At 46.3% G+C, this 12,313-nt stretch carries 11 protein-coding genes; 6 read left to right on the forward strand and 5 right to left on the reverse strand.

Features of this window, described 5'->3' with window-relative positions; all coding sequences use genetic code 11:
• Positions 1-49: 49 nt before the first annotated feature.
• Positions 50-1,882: a UbiD family decarboxylase gene (locus ACRBG0_RS21560; protein WP_431488921.1), complete on the reverse strand. Its 1,833-nt coding sequence runs from the start codon at positions 1,880-1,882 to the stop codon at positions 50-52.
• A 400-nt stretch (positions 1,883-2,282) separates the two neighbouring features.
• Here ACRBG0_RS21560 and ACRBG0_RS21565 point away from each other — a divergent pair, with 400 nt between their 5' ends.
• The 4 genes from ACRBG0_RS21565 to ACRBG0_RS21580 all read left to right on the forward strand — a co-directional run bounded on the left by ACRBG0_RS21565 (position 2,283) and on the right by ACRBG0_RS21580 (position 6,335).
• Entirely contained in the window at positions 2,283-3,572 is a 1,290-nt protein-coding gene (locus ACRBG0_RS21565; RefSeq protein ID WP_431488922.1) for an LVIVD repeat-containing protein, read from the forward strand.
• On the forward strand, positions 3,569-4,327 hold the full coding sequence (locus tag ACRBG0_RS21570; RefSeq protein ID WP_431488923.1) for a hypothetical protein: 759 nt from the start codon (positions 3,569-3,571) through the stop codon (positions 4,325-4,327). Before ACRBG0_RS21565 ends, ACRBG0_RS21570 begins: the two co-directional genes overlap by 4 nt.
• A gap of 917 nt (positions 4,328-5,244) precedes the next feature.
• Positions 5,245-5,577 (forward strand): PadR family transcriptional regulator, encoded by a 333-nt coding sequence (locus tag ACRBG0_RS21575; protein WP_044085300.1) that lies wholly within the window; start codon positions 5,245-5,247, stop codon positions 5,575-5,577.
• Positions 5,578-5,579: 2 nt separating this feature from the next.
• The gene (locus ACRBG0_RS21580; RefSeq protein WP_431488924.1) at positions 5,580-6,335 is read left to right on the forward strand and encodes a M23 family metallopeptidase; all 756 of its coding nucleotides are present in this window, start codon (positions 5,580-5,582) and stop codon (positions 6,333-6,335) included.
• A gap of 212 nt (positions 6,336-6,547) precedes the next feature.
• Here the strand turns inward: ACRBG0_RS21580 and rplT are convergent, their stop codons facing one another.
• The 4 genes from rplT to ACRBG0_RS21600 form a co-directional block, all read right to left on the reverse strand.
• Entirely contained in the window at positions 6,548-6,895 is a 348-nt protein-coding gene (rplT, locus tag ACRBG0_RS21585; RefSeq protein WP_020534179.1) for a 50S ribosomal protein L20, read from the reverse strand.
• Between the two features lie 81 nt (positions 6,896-6,976).
• Positions 6,977-7,171, reverse strand: a complete 195-nt coding sequence (gene rpmI / locus ACRBG0_RS21590) for a 50S ribosomal protein L35 (RefSeq protein WP_020534178.1) — start codon at positions 7,169-7,171, stop codon at positions 6,977-6,979.
• A gap of 68 nt (positions 7,172-7,239) precedes the next feature.
• Positions 7,240-7,836, reverse strand: coding sequence for a translation initiation factor IF-3 (gene infC / locus ACRBG0_RS21595; RefSeq protein WP_020534177.1), 597 nt, complete (start codon positions 7,834-7,836; stop codon positions 7,240-7,242).
• An 86-nt stretch (positions 7,837-7,922) separates the two neighbouring features.
• Positions 7,923-10,493 carry an ATP-dependent Clp protease ATP-binding subunit gene (locus ACRBG0_RS21600; protein ID WP_431488925.1) on the reverse strand — a complete coding sequence of 857 codons (2,571 nt, stop codon included), beginning with the start codon at positions 10,491-10,493 and terminating at the stop codon, positions 7,923-7,925.
• Between the two features lie 345 nt (positions 10,494-10,838).
• On the opposite strand from ACRBG0_RS21600, the gene ACRBG0_RS21605 reads away from it, so the two are divergent.
• Together ACRBG0_RS21605 and ACRBG0_RS21610 are read left to right on the forward strand one after the other, a co-directional pair.
• Positions 10,839-11,237: an STAS domain-containing protein gene (locus ACRBG0_RS21605; RefSeq protein ID WP_020534175.1), complete on the forward strand. Its 399-nt coding sequence runs from the start codon at positions 10,839-10,841 to the stop codon at positions 11,235-11,237.
• An 8-nt stretch (positions 11,238-11,245) separates the two neighbouring features.
• Positions 11,246-12,184 carry a ribonuclease Z gene (locus ACRBG0_RS21610; RefSeq protein WP_431488926.1) on the forward strand — a complete coding sequence of 313 codons (939 nt, stop codon included), beginning with the start codon at positions 11,246-11,248 and terminating at the stop codon, positions 12,182-12,184.
• Positions 12,185-12,313: the final 129 nt, after the last annotated feature.

Here is a 12,313-nt window from a genome sequence, read left to right on the forward strand (position 1 = left end):
AATCATGAAAATAGCTAAGCATCCGAGACTAATCTTATTACAAAGACGCTCAACCCTTAAGCCCATACAAACTCCCACTCTTCGCAAATAACCGATCCACCTTGGCACTCACTGCTGCATCCGTCACCAACTCCGGTGCATGATGCGGTTTCGTACGGGCATCAATGATCAGCGGCCCACGACACCCCCAGTGCTTGAATTCCGTAAAGGCATCCACACCATAGATGTCATGGCTAGGGTTCGAGCGCGTGAAGGTCACCCAGAGGAAGTTATTGAGGGTTGCTTGTACAAAGCTTGCATCGTTGCACAAGACAATCAAAGGAACGTTCTTCCACTGCTCGGCCGTCAAGTGATCGGCTAGCTGCTGGGCCTGCGCGTAACTCTCCTTGCCCGTAAAATCAGGTCCTTCGATGGCCACAATACCCGCCTGGGCTAGCTGTGGATTGCTAAACCCTGCTGGCAACGTTATTCCCGTGGGCAACTCCGTAGCCAACTCCCGTAACTTTGGCCCACAACACGCCATCACTACCTTAGAGCCCGCATTCCAGTCGGTACCGGAATAATCCAAAGTATCAATGGTAGTCTTGGTTTGAAAATGCAGGTCGCGCGTCCAGTTTATGCGCTCTAGCACATGACGGAAAAAGCTTGAAATGTCGTGGGTCGTCACCGGGCCGTCACCCGTAGCGGCAATAATGAGGTACTTGGAAAGTGAGGTCTGCCCAGAGCCAATAATACGATTGGCTTGTGCTAGAATTTCTTCCGGTCTTCTTTCCCGGAATGGCATATAACGCTCTGAACCTACCGCTAGTAAAAGCGGATGTACCCCGGCAGCATCTACGGCTTTAATTTCTTTGATACCCGGAAACTCCTGTGGTGTGAGCAGCTTCACCAGCTGATGAATGAGGTGCCCAAAGCTAGAATCCTCCTGCGGAGGCCGGCCCACCACTGAAAAGTGCCAAATAGCATCTTTCCTATGGTGTACTTTATGAACATCCATTACGGGAAAATCATGTTCCAGGCTGTAATACCCCAGGTGGTCACCAAAAGGCCCCTCGGGTTTCTTATCTCCTTTACGGATAGTCCCCGTAATCACGAAATCGGCATCACCGGAAAGGAAATAGTCGTCTTCAAAAAGATAGCGAAAACGGCGTCCGCCCAGCAAACCTGCAAAGGTCAGCTCACTCAATCCCTCCGGCAGCGGCATGATGGCCGAAAAGGCATGAGACGGTGCACCGCCCACAAAAATAGAGCAACGAAATGGCTCATCGCTTTCATTGTATTGTGTATGGTGAACGCCAATACCACGGTGCAACTGGTAGTGTAGTCCCACTTCTTTATTCAGTTCATACTCGTTGCCACTCAGCTGTATGCGGTACATCCCAATGTTGCTTTGCATGGCCTTCTTACTTCCTGGAGGTAGCGTCAATACTTGCGGTAAGGTCACAAAAGCACCACCATCCATCGGCCAGCTTTTTACGAGTGGCAGTTGATCAATGGTCGTGGTGCCATACTGGATAGGCGCTTTGCCCAACCATTTTTTCATAGGGAGCGCGTTCAGCGCAGTAAAAGGCGCAGAGAGGTAGCGCCCCGGTTTTTGGAGCAGTCGCGTGGGGTCAGCCTTGAGTTCAATCACCTTTTGTACCCTTTCCATGGTGTGCCTAAATAACCATTCAGTACGTTCAAAGGTGCCATAGAGGTTAGACAAAGCCTGAAATGGACTGCCCTTCACCCGCTCAAAAAGAATAGCAGGCCCACCTTGGTCAAAAATACGCCGATGCACCTCCGCCATCTCCAGATTGGGGTCAACTTCCTCTTTCACACGAACTAATTTGCCGTGTCGCTCTAAATCATTGGCGGCTTCCCGCAGGCTTTTGTAACTCATGGCTATTGAAAATCTGAATGATCAAAAAAAGCAAAGTCAGGTACTCTAAGAAACCTTAAAGATGGGGAAGGGTTGTGAAACTTTCAACGTTTTTTGAAAATTAGAGCACAAATGTGCTCGGTTCATTATGCTTCAGCACTATGGTTGGAACACATTTATGTGTCTTGACCTGGGAGAGGCCATCTATTTGGTATATTGGTAGAACTATATTTATTTAGGAGTTAAAACGACCCCATTCTTGATTTTGGCCGAGATGTGGCCCAACCGTGTCGCTTCAGTGTTTCTATGAAGGCAAGAAAACTAGCGGCATTAGTGCCGCAAACCTGCATGCAAAAAAAGACGCCACCCAACCTTTACGACTATACCCGTGGTCTAAGCATATTAAATAAAAAACGGAACCATGAAACAGTCCAATAACCTATTGCTTTACAGCCTTTCTTTGCTGCTCTTCTTAGGGCTGAGTTCCTGCGTTAAGGATGAATGCGAACGCGAGGTCACCTACCTGCAAAGTACGCCCGTTTTTATGACCAAGGAAGTCATACGGCAAGGTACACCTGTAGTAGAAGCCGCTCGCTCGCTGGAGCAGCCGGGGCAGTTTTACTACTACAACCAGTACATCCTTATCGCCGAAAAAGGAGAAGGTATTCATATCATCGATAACCGCGATCCGCAGACGCCCAACATCGTGGCTTTTTTGAATATTCCCGGCGCGGATAACATGGCGGTTAAAGACAACATCCTTTATGTCAACAATTTTATTGACTTACTCGCCATTGACATCAGCAACATCGAAGAGGCCAGCTTGATCGGCAGAACTCAAGATGTTTTTCCACCAATATGGGAAGACGTCAACAACGGGCAAGTGCTCGTGCGCTACGATATCAATGAGGTAACGGAGAAAATGGATTGTGCCAGCTTTAGCAGTCTACGTAGCTGGGGCGGTATCCTTGTAGACAACGCTACTTTTAATACTTTTGAATCAAGTAATGTCGCTCCTGGTGGAGACTTCAGTAATGGAGGTGTAGGTATCGGCGGCTCTTTGGCGCGTTTTAGTATCATTGGCGACTACCTTTATTCCGTCAGTGATACGGATTTGGATGTGATCAGCCTATTGCAAGCTGATCAGCCCGAGCGGGTTAATACTGTCAATTTGGGATGGGGAATTGAGACCATCTTTCCTTATCAAGATAAGTTGTTTATTGGCTCCAATAGTGGAATGTTCATTTTTGACAACAGCAACCCCGCAGCGCCTACCCAGCTGTCGGCCTTTGCCCACGCCCGCGCTTGTGACCCCGTTTTTGTAAAAGACAACTATGCCTACGTGACCCTCCGCGACGGAAGTACTTGTGAAGGTTTTGTCAACCAAATGGACCTGATTGATATATCTGATCTGACCAACCCCCAATTGGAGAAAAGTTTCCCCATGGCTAACCCCCATGGATTGACCATCCGCGGCAACAGCCTCATTCTTTGTGAAGGCACCCACGGCTTGAAGGCTTTTGATATCACTGATCCTAAAATCCTCGATGAACATCCGATTGATACCTATGCCAATGTACACGCGGTTGATGCCATCAGCTTGCCGGGTAATGCACCCATTACAGTCGTTATTGGAGAAGAAGGTTTTTACCAATTTCAGTTAAATTCTACTACCGGATTTGAATTGCTGAGCTTAATACCGGTTAAATGATACGTGGCATCTTTACCTGTTTTTGCTTACTGCTTGGGCTTGCCCTGGCGGGGCAAAAACAGGTTTTTATAGACCGAATCTTCCTCCCCGGCGGTAACCTGCTGGAAGGGACGATCATAGATACCCCGGATACGACATTTGTACACCTCAGCTTACTGGAAAGCGATAGCACTATCCTGATTCCGGTCGGGTTGATTGAAAAAATCGAGGTGGATGACAAAGGGAAACGAATGCTTGTCAATGGGAGCATCATCCCTGCCCGTGGCTGGTATGGCGGCGTAAGCCTGAGTTTCCTTAGCGGGCATTCGTACCTCAGCTATGGCGAAACCAAGCGGCAGTCTTTGTCCCTGGATTTAGAGGTAGGCTATTATGTCAGGCCCTGGCTGACCGTAGGTGCTGGCGTGGCTTTTGATTATTATGATGAATTTATCATGCCGGTATACGCCCAGTCCAAAGTATTATTGACACGCTGGGCTAACACTCCCTTCTTGCGCTTGCAATTTGGAAAAGGCATCGCCGTAGAACGGATGTTCAATAGAGAAGATTTCGACAAGTCGTACGCCGGGTGGATGTGGCAACCGACAATAGGTATCCGGTTGGCCTCAAGGCGCAGCCAAAACCTATCGGCTGAGCTCGGCTACAAATTCCAACGCTTTACCACCGATTATCAATACCCCGACGATTGGTGGACCATCAGAGAAGTCGAGCGCATCACCTACAAGCGGGTAGTCATGCGTGTTGGATTTACTTTTTAGGTTTTTACGCTTATCTGGGGCCATGCCGGTATGGGCGTTGCTGTGCAAACGCCCCTACGGCACCAGGTCGTTCGCTCTCATGCAGTGCTGCGCATTGCATACCGCTGCCACCCTTTGTCCTGGTGCCATCCTGGCACCGCGCTTCGGCCTAACGGCCTGCGCGCTGAATTAGATGCCCGCACATCTTTATAGTCCCCAGATTATCTCGACCTTTTTGGTCAGGACTGCTGGTCCCCTAGCCAGCGAGCGATAAAGCTTCATCATCAAACAGGATTGTGTAAATGCATAAATGTATTTATACAAATGGCCTCTACTATTTGGTAATAAATGTTGTATACAAACGCGTAGCCTAGAAAGGGGAGCGCGTTTTACTAAGAAAACCTGGGCTCATGCCAGTGTGCATTGCGGTGCAAACGCCCCTACGGCACCAAGCTGTTCGCTCTCACCTGCGGTACCTCTGCCATCCTTTTATCTTGCGCCATCCTGGCACCGAGTAGTGTGAATGCATGAATGTATTTATACGAATAGCCCCCCCCTTGTTAGGCGTAGGTTTAGCCTCCGTCGAGATGTATGCAAACTCCGTTTTGCAGTAGGCACACCTCCGGCAGCGGCATGTCCTCTGAGGCCAAGACTAAACGCGCACTGCTCATCTTAGTCCCCAGACTATCCCAACCTCTTTTTCTTGGGAGGACTATATCCTGCTGGCCCCCGACCAGCAAATATCACAGCCTATTGGCAAAAATATAATGATGTAAAGGGCAGACAGCCTGTGCCGTAGAGACGTTTGCATCGCAATGCTGCTGCTGGCAGGCCTCATGAGAACCTTCATAGGGTCTTCACAGGATGTTTTTTAGTAAAAAATGTTAAAACTTCAGCTAATACTTTTAATACATAAGAATATTATGCATCTTTGTGTTATGCATTCAAAAGAACTCTTTAAAGGCACCCTGAAAACACTGATTTTGCACTTGTTGCAAGCAGAAGGTAGGATGTACGGCTATCAAATTACCCAACGGGTGAGAGAACTTACTGATGGTGAACTGGAACTCACCGAGGGGGCATTGTATCCAACATTGCACAAATTGGAAAAAGCTGGTCTGATCATTTCCGAAAAGGAAAGGGTAGGAGGGCGTGTGCGTAAATACTACCTACTCAGTGATATTGGCACTGTAAGTGCTACTGATTATTTGGATGAGTTTCGGGATTTCGTACTGACGATGAACCGCATCTTTAAGTTAAATCTCGACTAAGCATGATATTGGATAGGGATCAAACCGGGCAAGTAGATGCCTTTTTGCGGCAGTACCGAAAATTGACAGCACCTCAAAAAGACGAGTTGTTGGATCACCTTTGTTGTGATATTGAAAAAACCATGGGAGCAGGTGTGGGCTTTGACGAAGCCTTCCTTCGCTGCCGGGAACGATGGAATGAAAGTGAAGTAAAGAAAATTCATTCATCCACCCAAAAAAGATTTACCATGGTAAAACTGATTGGCATTTTGCTCATAGGATTGAGCACAATTACTTTTTTCTCCCCAATAGCTGGGACGTCATCTGAGCAACTTCCCGACAAAACAAGTAGGGAAATGGACGCTTTGACTCCGGCTGAGTATTTAGAACCACCGTCTTTTTGTCCCCTCACTGATAACTATGAGCTGACCTCGGACTATGGGCATCGCATCCACCCCATTTCCAAGAAAGAGGTTTTGCATCGTGGTATCGACTGGAAGGCTCCGCTCGGAACACCCGTATTAGCAGCCGGAAAAGGCATTGTTCTCGAAGCGGGCAACAAGGAAAAATACGGCAATTGTATTATTATCGTTCACGATGAAATCTACCAAACCTTGTACGCTCATTTGGAAAATATCGATGTAGCAGTAGGAGAGGAGATCACTGCCGGGCAGCAGATCGGTTCGGTGGGTAATTCAGGCTTATCCTTAGGTACCCACCTTCATTATGAGGTGATAAAGAATGGTGTACCGGTTAATCCTGCTGATTATTTGCCTTAATGTAATCTTTGCCTTTAAAAAATTACTTCATTTTCATTCGCAGGGGGATTTGTATCGTCAAATCCCCTTCTTTTTTTCTCAACTTGACTCCTTCTTTGTGAGGCGCTAGACGTACCTAGTCGCCATGTCTAGGATGTATCGAGAGAGCCAAACGAAAAACGCCACTGCGGTTGAACCACAGTGGCGTTTTATCTTTCCAATCAGAAAGTAAATTACTTCTGAGCTTTAGCAACAACCTCCTTGAATACATCAGGGTGGTTCATTGCCAAGTCGGCTAGTACTTTACGATTTAGATCAATATTACTCTCTTTCAGGCCGTGGATTAAACGGCTGTAAGTTAGACCGTGCATACGCGCACCCGCATTGATACGAGCGATCCACAGACGGCGGAAGGCGCGCTTCTTGTTTCTACGGTCACGGTAAGAATACTGCATGGCTTTCTCCACGGCATTCTTAGCAACGGTATAAACATTTTTACGGGCACCAAAATAACCTTTGGCAGCCTTGAGAATTTTTTTGCGCCGGCGACGTGAAGCGACGGCATTTACTGAACGTGGCATAGTTCGATTTTTTGTTCAGTGTAGAGGCTTTTTGCACTTATACCTACACTCTCGTGAAAAATCACTGAATTAATGATGAAATTACTTACAAAGCATACGACGGATGCGAGGACTGTCGGCAGTACTTACCAGCGCTGAATCACGTAGATTAAGCTTGGCTTTCTTACTTTTGTTCCGCATCATGTGCGAAGTGTAAGCCTGAAAACGCTTGATTTTCCCTGATCCAGTCAACTTGAAGCGTTTCTTCGCGCTGGAATGGGTCTTCATTTTTGGCATAACAAAATTTGTTTTCTTTAAACGGTCGGCAAATGTAGTGATCCTTTAGAAAGAAACCAAGAGATACTTTACTTTTTACCTTTTTTTGGCTGGACAATTACCGTCATCCGGCGTCCTTCCATCTTTGGTAGTGCTTCTGCTGCTCCAAATTCTTCCAATTCTTTAAGGAAGCGAAGAAGTAGGAGCTCTCCGCGATCTTTGAAAACAATTGTACGTCCACGGAAATGTACGTAGGCTTTAACTTTAGCGCCTTCCTCTAGAAATCGTTGAGCATGACGTAACTTGAACTCGAAATCGTGCTCGTCTGTATTTGGACCGAAGCGAATTTCCTTCACTACTGTCTTAACAGCCTTTGATTTGATTTCTTTCTCCCGCTTTTTCTTCTCGTACAAGAATTTATTGTAATCAATGATTTTGACTACGGGCGGTGCGGCATTAGGGGAAATTTCCACCAGATCAAGTTCCAAGCGACGTGCCCAGTCGATGGCCTGACGGGTATTATAAATACCGGGATCTACTTTTCTGCCAGCTATTTCACTGACCTCCTCTAGGTTATCTCCTACTAATCGAACTTCCGGAATCCGGATTTGATCATTAACACGAAACTGGTCTTTTGGGTCTTCTCTTCGTTGGTTTCTGTTTTTTGAACCTCTTCTCTTTGCCAAATGATATAAAATTTAGTTAAAAATATAAATGAAAGCACGCTTTCCGGACGGGTTCCCGAAAGCGTGCTTACAAGATAGGACAAATTTTATTCTTCTACGTCAGAATTTACTTCTTCGGTAGCTAGAGTAATATCTAAACCATCCTCGTTTTCGTTCATAACTGCCTCAAGGACAGTGCCTGCCGCTGGGTTGTTGGTAAGAATAAACTCAGCCAATGGATCTTCAAGATACTTTTGAATAGCTCGTTGTAGCGGGCGAGCACCAAATTGTGGGTCAAATCCTTTCTCTGCAACAAATTTCTTTGCTTCATCAGATAACTGCAGCGTGTATTCCATGCCAGCCAAGCGTTCAAACAAATCTTTCAACGTAATATTGATGATCTGGAAGATTTCTTCCTGGTCCAGGCTATTGAATATGACTACATCGTCGATACGGTTAAGAAACTCAGGAGAGAAGGTACGTTTCAGCGCATTTTGAATAACACTCTTACTATGGGTCTCTGCTGCTTCTTCCCGAGCGGCGGTTTTAAAACCAACACCTTGACCGAAATCCTTCAACTGACGTACACCAATGTTGGACGTCATGATGATCAACGTATTCTTAAAGTCTACTTTACGTCCAAGGCCGTCCGTTAACTGTCCGTCATCCAGTACTTGGAGTAGGATATTGTAAACGTCAGGGTGTGCTTTTTCGATTTCATCGAGCAAGATCACAGAGTATGGCTTACGGCGTACTCGTTCGGTAAGCTGACCACCTTCTTCGTAACCGACGTATCCCGGAGGTGCTCCAATCAATCGGCTAACGGAGAATTTCTCCATATATTCACTCATATCGATACGAACAAGCGCATCATCGCTATCAAAAATGTAACGCGCCAGCGATTTTGCCAATTCTGTTTTACCGACTCCGGTAGGGCCGAGGAAGATAAAGGTTCCAATGGGCTTCTTCGGGTCTTTCAATCCGACACGATTCCGCTGGATGGCTTTGGTCACTTTCGCAAGGGCTTCATCCTGGCCGATAATGACACTGCGTAGGTCATTGGTCATGCCTACCAGTTTCTTACTTTCCGATTGTGCTACCCGCCGTACGGGGATACCGGTCATCATAGAAACTACTTCAGCAATATCTTCTTCCTCTACGGGATAACGTTTGGTCTTGGCTTCTTCTTCCCAGGTTACTTTCGCCTGTTCAAGGTTGCGGCCCAGTTTGGATTCCTGATCGCGCAAATCGGCAGCTTTTTCATACTGCTGATTACGAACGGCCTGGTTTTTCTGTTCCTTGACCTTTTCAATCTTGGCTTCCAGTTCTTCGATGTGCTTAGGCACATGGATGTTTTTCAAGTGTGTGCGAGCACCTACTTCATCCAGAACGTCGATAGCTTTATCCGGAAGGAAGCGATCGGTAATATAACGGTCACTCAATTTAACGCAAGCCTTGATGGCATCGTCGGAGTAAACAACGTTATGGAACTCTTCGTATTTAGCTTTGATGTTTTCCAAAATATGGATGGCTTCCTCCGCACTTGGCGGGTCAACCATTACTTTTTGGAAACGACGATCCAGGGCACCATCTTTTTCAATGTGCTGGCGGTACTCATCAAGGGTAGAAGCACCAATACATTGTAACTCACCTCGAGCTAGAGCTGGCTTGAAAATATTTGAAGCATCCAGGGACCCGGTAGCTCCACCTGCACCTACGATGGTGTGAATCTCGTCGATAAACAGAATGACATCACGGCTCTTTTCAAGCTCAGTCATGATGGCTTTCATCCGTTCTTCAAACTGACCACGGTATTTGGTACCTGCAACAAGGGCTGCAAGGTCAAGCATTACGATGCGCTTGTTGAAGAGCGTACGTGATACTTTCTTTTGCTGAATGCGCAAGGCAAGGCCTTCCACTATTGCAGTTTTACCAACACCAGGTTCACCGATGAGGATAGGATTGTTCTTTTTTCTGCGGCTAAGAATCTGGCTGACACGCTCGATCTCGTTTTCACGACCAATGATAGGGTCTAATTTACCCTCATCGGCGAGTTTTGTGATATCGCGCCCAAAATTGTCGAGGACCGGCGTACGAGATTTCGTAGCTCCTTTACCGCGTTGCTGGTAAGAACCGCCACGGGTACCACCTTCTTCCTCTTCGTAGGGCTCATCCTGATCACCGGAAGCACGCGTATAAGGGTCGGTACCACTGGTGAAATCTTGTTCTTGCTTCACGTATTCTAATTCTGCTTTGAATAAATCGTAATCGACGTCGTATTGACGCATAATCTTCGAAGCGGGATTGTCTTTGTCCTTAAGGATAGAAAGAAGTAAATGCTCAGGGCTAATTTCTTCGCTCTTGAGCATTTTTGCTTCGAGGAAAGTCACTTTAAGTACTTTTTCTGCCTGCTTGTTAAGCGGCAAGTTGCCCACATTTAGGCCCGTATTACCTGAACTGGGAATACGATGAATGCTTTCTACGACGGAACTGCGCAATTCGCCGGGGTCCACCTCGAGCGATTCTAGTACCCGCAGTGCTAAGTTGTCATTGTCGGTCAGTAGGCCTAGCAGTAAATGCTCGGTGCCAATGAAGCCGTGCCCGAGACGAACCGCTTCGCTGCGGCTGCGGGAGATGACTTGCTTGACCTGTGGTGAAAATCTGCGGTTATTATTCATGTTTTTTACTCGCTTTATCTTTTAGGCTGTTCAAGGATTATGGTGAACAATAATAGGGTACTTCTGCAAGAAAACAAAGTTTGTCTTGATGAAGTTTCATCCTTCCTTGCCTTTTTTTCCGATGCCTGTATGACGAAAAAAATCAATTAATATCTACTTAACAGAAAAAATGGTGCCACGTTTAAAAATTACACTAATAACTGCCAATTAGGCGGTAAAAAGGGCGGCTGGTTGACAGATTAACATAAACTTAATTTACTTTGCCTATTGGCCGGCAGCTTTTTCTTGCTTACATTTGCGTCTTGCGGTTTCACCAAGATACCGTATCAGCAAAGTTCAGCATTAATGAAGTACAGCATAGACAAAAAAGACAAGTACGCGGTTTTTCAACTCTCAGAGGAGAACCTAAACTCTATATTGGCACCGAAGTTGAAGTCGGAATTGGTTATTTTCGCCAACGAAGGAGTGCGTAACCTTATTTTCGATCTTTCGCAAGTTCAGTATGTTGACTCTTCTGGCCTCAGTGCCATCTTGACAGCAAACCGCTTGTGGAAACCACTTGGGTCGTTCATTCTGACGGGTGTAACTCATCCTAGTGTGAAGAAATTGATTGAAATTTCTCGCCTTGATTCTGTCTTGTCGATTATTCCGACGGTTGAAGAGTCGATTGAGTTCGTTTTTATGGAGGAATTGGAGCGAGAAATCAATGCGGAAGACGGTGATCAGGCTCCTGCCGATCATTAGTAAAAAGGATGGATTTCAAGCTAACGACGCTGGGCACTTCTGCTGCTGGCCCAGTGCCGGGGCGTTGGCCTAGTGGGCAATATCTTAAAACCGGTAAAACCGGATTCCTGATTGATTGTGGTGAGGGGCTTCAAATTGCTCTCCAGCGAAATGGCTTGGGGTGGGGTAGTATTGATGTTATTCTCATCTCTCACCTTCATGGTGACCATATTTATGGCTTACCGGGATTGTTGACGTCTTGGGGCCTGAATCAGCGCAATACTCCTTTAACTATTGCTGGTCCTCCTGGTTTAGCACCTTACCTCGCAGCGGTTTTCGAACATAGCCATACTGGTTTGCCTTATCCAGTAAAATACACTGTTGTTGACCCTGAGCAAACACCGGAATTGGTTTTTGAAGACAAAGTGGTCACTGTAAAAACGCTGCCACTTTCCCATCGGGTGCCTACCGTTGGTTATCTTATCCAGGAAAAACCACGACCTCGCACTATTTTAAGCTCTGCTATTCAAGCGTACGAAATTCCTTACAAGGATATTCCAGCCATCAAGGCAGGAGGTGATTATCAAGAAGCTAACGGTAAGCTTATACCCAATGCAGAGCTGACCGTCGATCCTCCACGTGCACGTTCTTTTGCTTACGCAAGTGATACCTGTCCAAATTTGGAGCTGCTACCTTATATAAAAGGAGTGGATATTTTATTCCACGAAGCCACTTTTCTGAACGAGCTCAAAGAACAAGCGAAAATATCAGGACATTCAACAGCTGCTCAAGCAGCGGAGGTCGCCCTGGCAGGTGAAGTAAAAAAATTGGTGCTAGGGCATTTCTCGCCCCGCTATGGTGACCTGAGCCCTTTGCTGACCGAAGCACAGGCGATTTTCCCTAAGACCTCATTAGCCAAAGAAGGGAAGGTTTTTGACGTGCCTTATGGCGAGAGAATATCGGAGTAGTTAAGTATTTTGAGAAGCTAAACAAGGTCTTATTAACCTGGTCCGGTTTTCTTGCATAAGTGAAGTTTACCTCGAAATAGCTAACTTTATGTTTTATTTTGAACCATATAAGTTCATAAAAGAACATAT

Source organism: Lewinella sp. (assembly GCF_050633125.1).
Classification (GTDB): domain Bacteria; phylum Bacteroidota; class Bacteroidia; order Chitinophagales; family Saprospiraceae; genus Lewinella.

Bases quoted from the DNA above. Each gene is read 5' to 3' on its own strand.
- ACRBG0_RS21560 (WP_431488921.1), bottom strand. From the start codon at position 1,882: ATGAGTTACAAAAGCCTGCGGGAAGCCGCCAATGATTTAGAGCGACAC.
- rpmI (WP_020534178.1), bottom strand. From the start codon at position 7,171: ATGCCAAAAATGAAGACCCATTCCAGCGCGAAGAAACGCTTCAAGTTG.
- ACRBG0_RS21600 (WP_431488925.1), bottom strand. From the start codon at position 10,493: ATGAATAATAACCGCAGATTTTCACCACAGGTCAAGCAAGTCATCTCC.
- ACRBG0_RS21575 (WP_044085300.1), top strand. From the start codon at position 5,245: ATGCATTCAAAAGAACTCTTTAAAGGCACCCTGAAAACACTGATTTTG.
- ACRBG0_RS21610 (WP_431488926.1), top strand. From the start codon at position 11,246: ATGGATTTCAAGCTAACGACGCTGGGCACTTCTGCTGCTGGCCCAGTG.
- ACRBG0_RS21565 (WP_431488922.1), top strand. From the start codon at position 2,283: ATGAAACAGTCCAATAACCTATTGCTTTACAGCCTTTCTTTGCTGCTC.
- ACRBG0_RS21605 (WP_020534175.1), top strand. From the start codon at position 10,839: ATGAAGTACAGCATAGACAAAAAAGACAAGTACGCGGTTTTTCAACTC.
- ACRBG0_RS21580 (WP_431488924.1), top strand. From the start codon at position 5,580: ATGATATTGGATAGGGATCAAACCGGGCAAGTAGATGCCTTTTTGCGG.
- rplT (WP_020534179.1), bottom strand. From the start codon at position 6,895: ATGCCACGTTCAGTAAATGCCGTCGCTTCACGTCGCCGGCGCAAAAAA.
- ACRBG0_RS21570 (WP_431488923.1), top strand. From the start codon at position 3,569: ATGATACGTGGCATCTTTACCTGTTTTTGCTTACTGCTTGGGCTTGCC.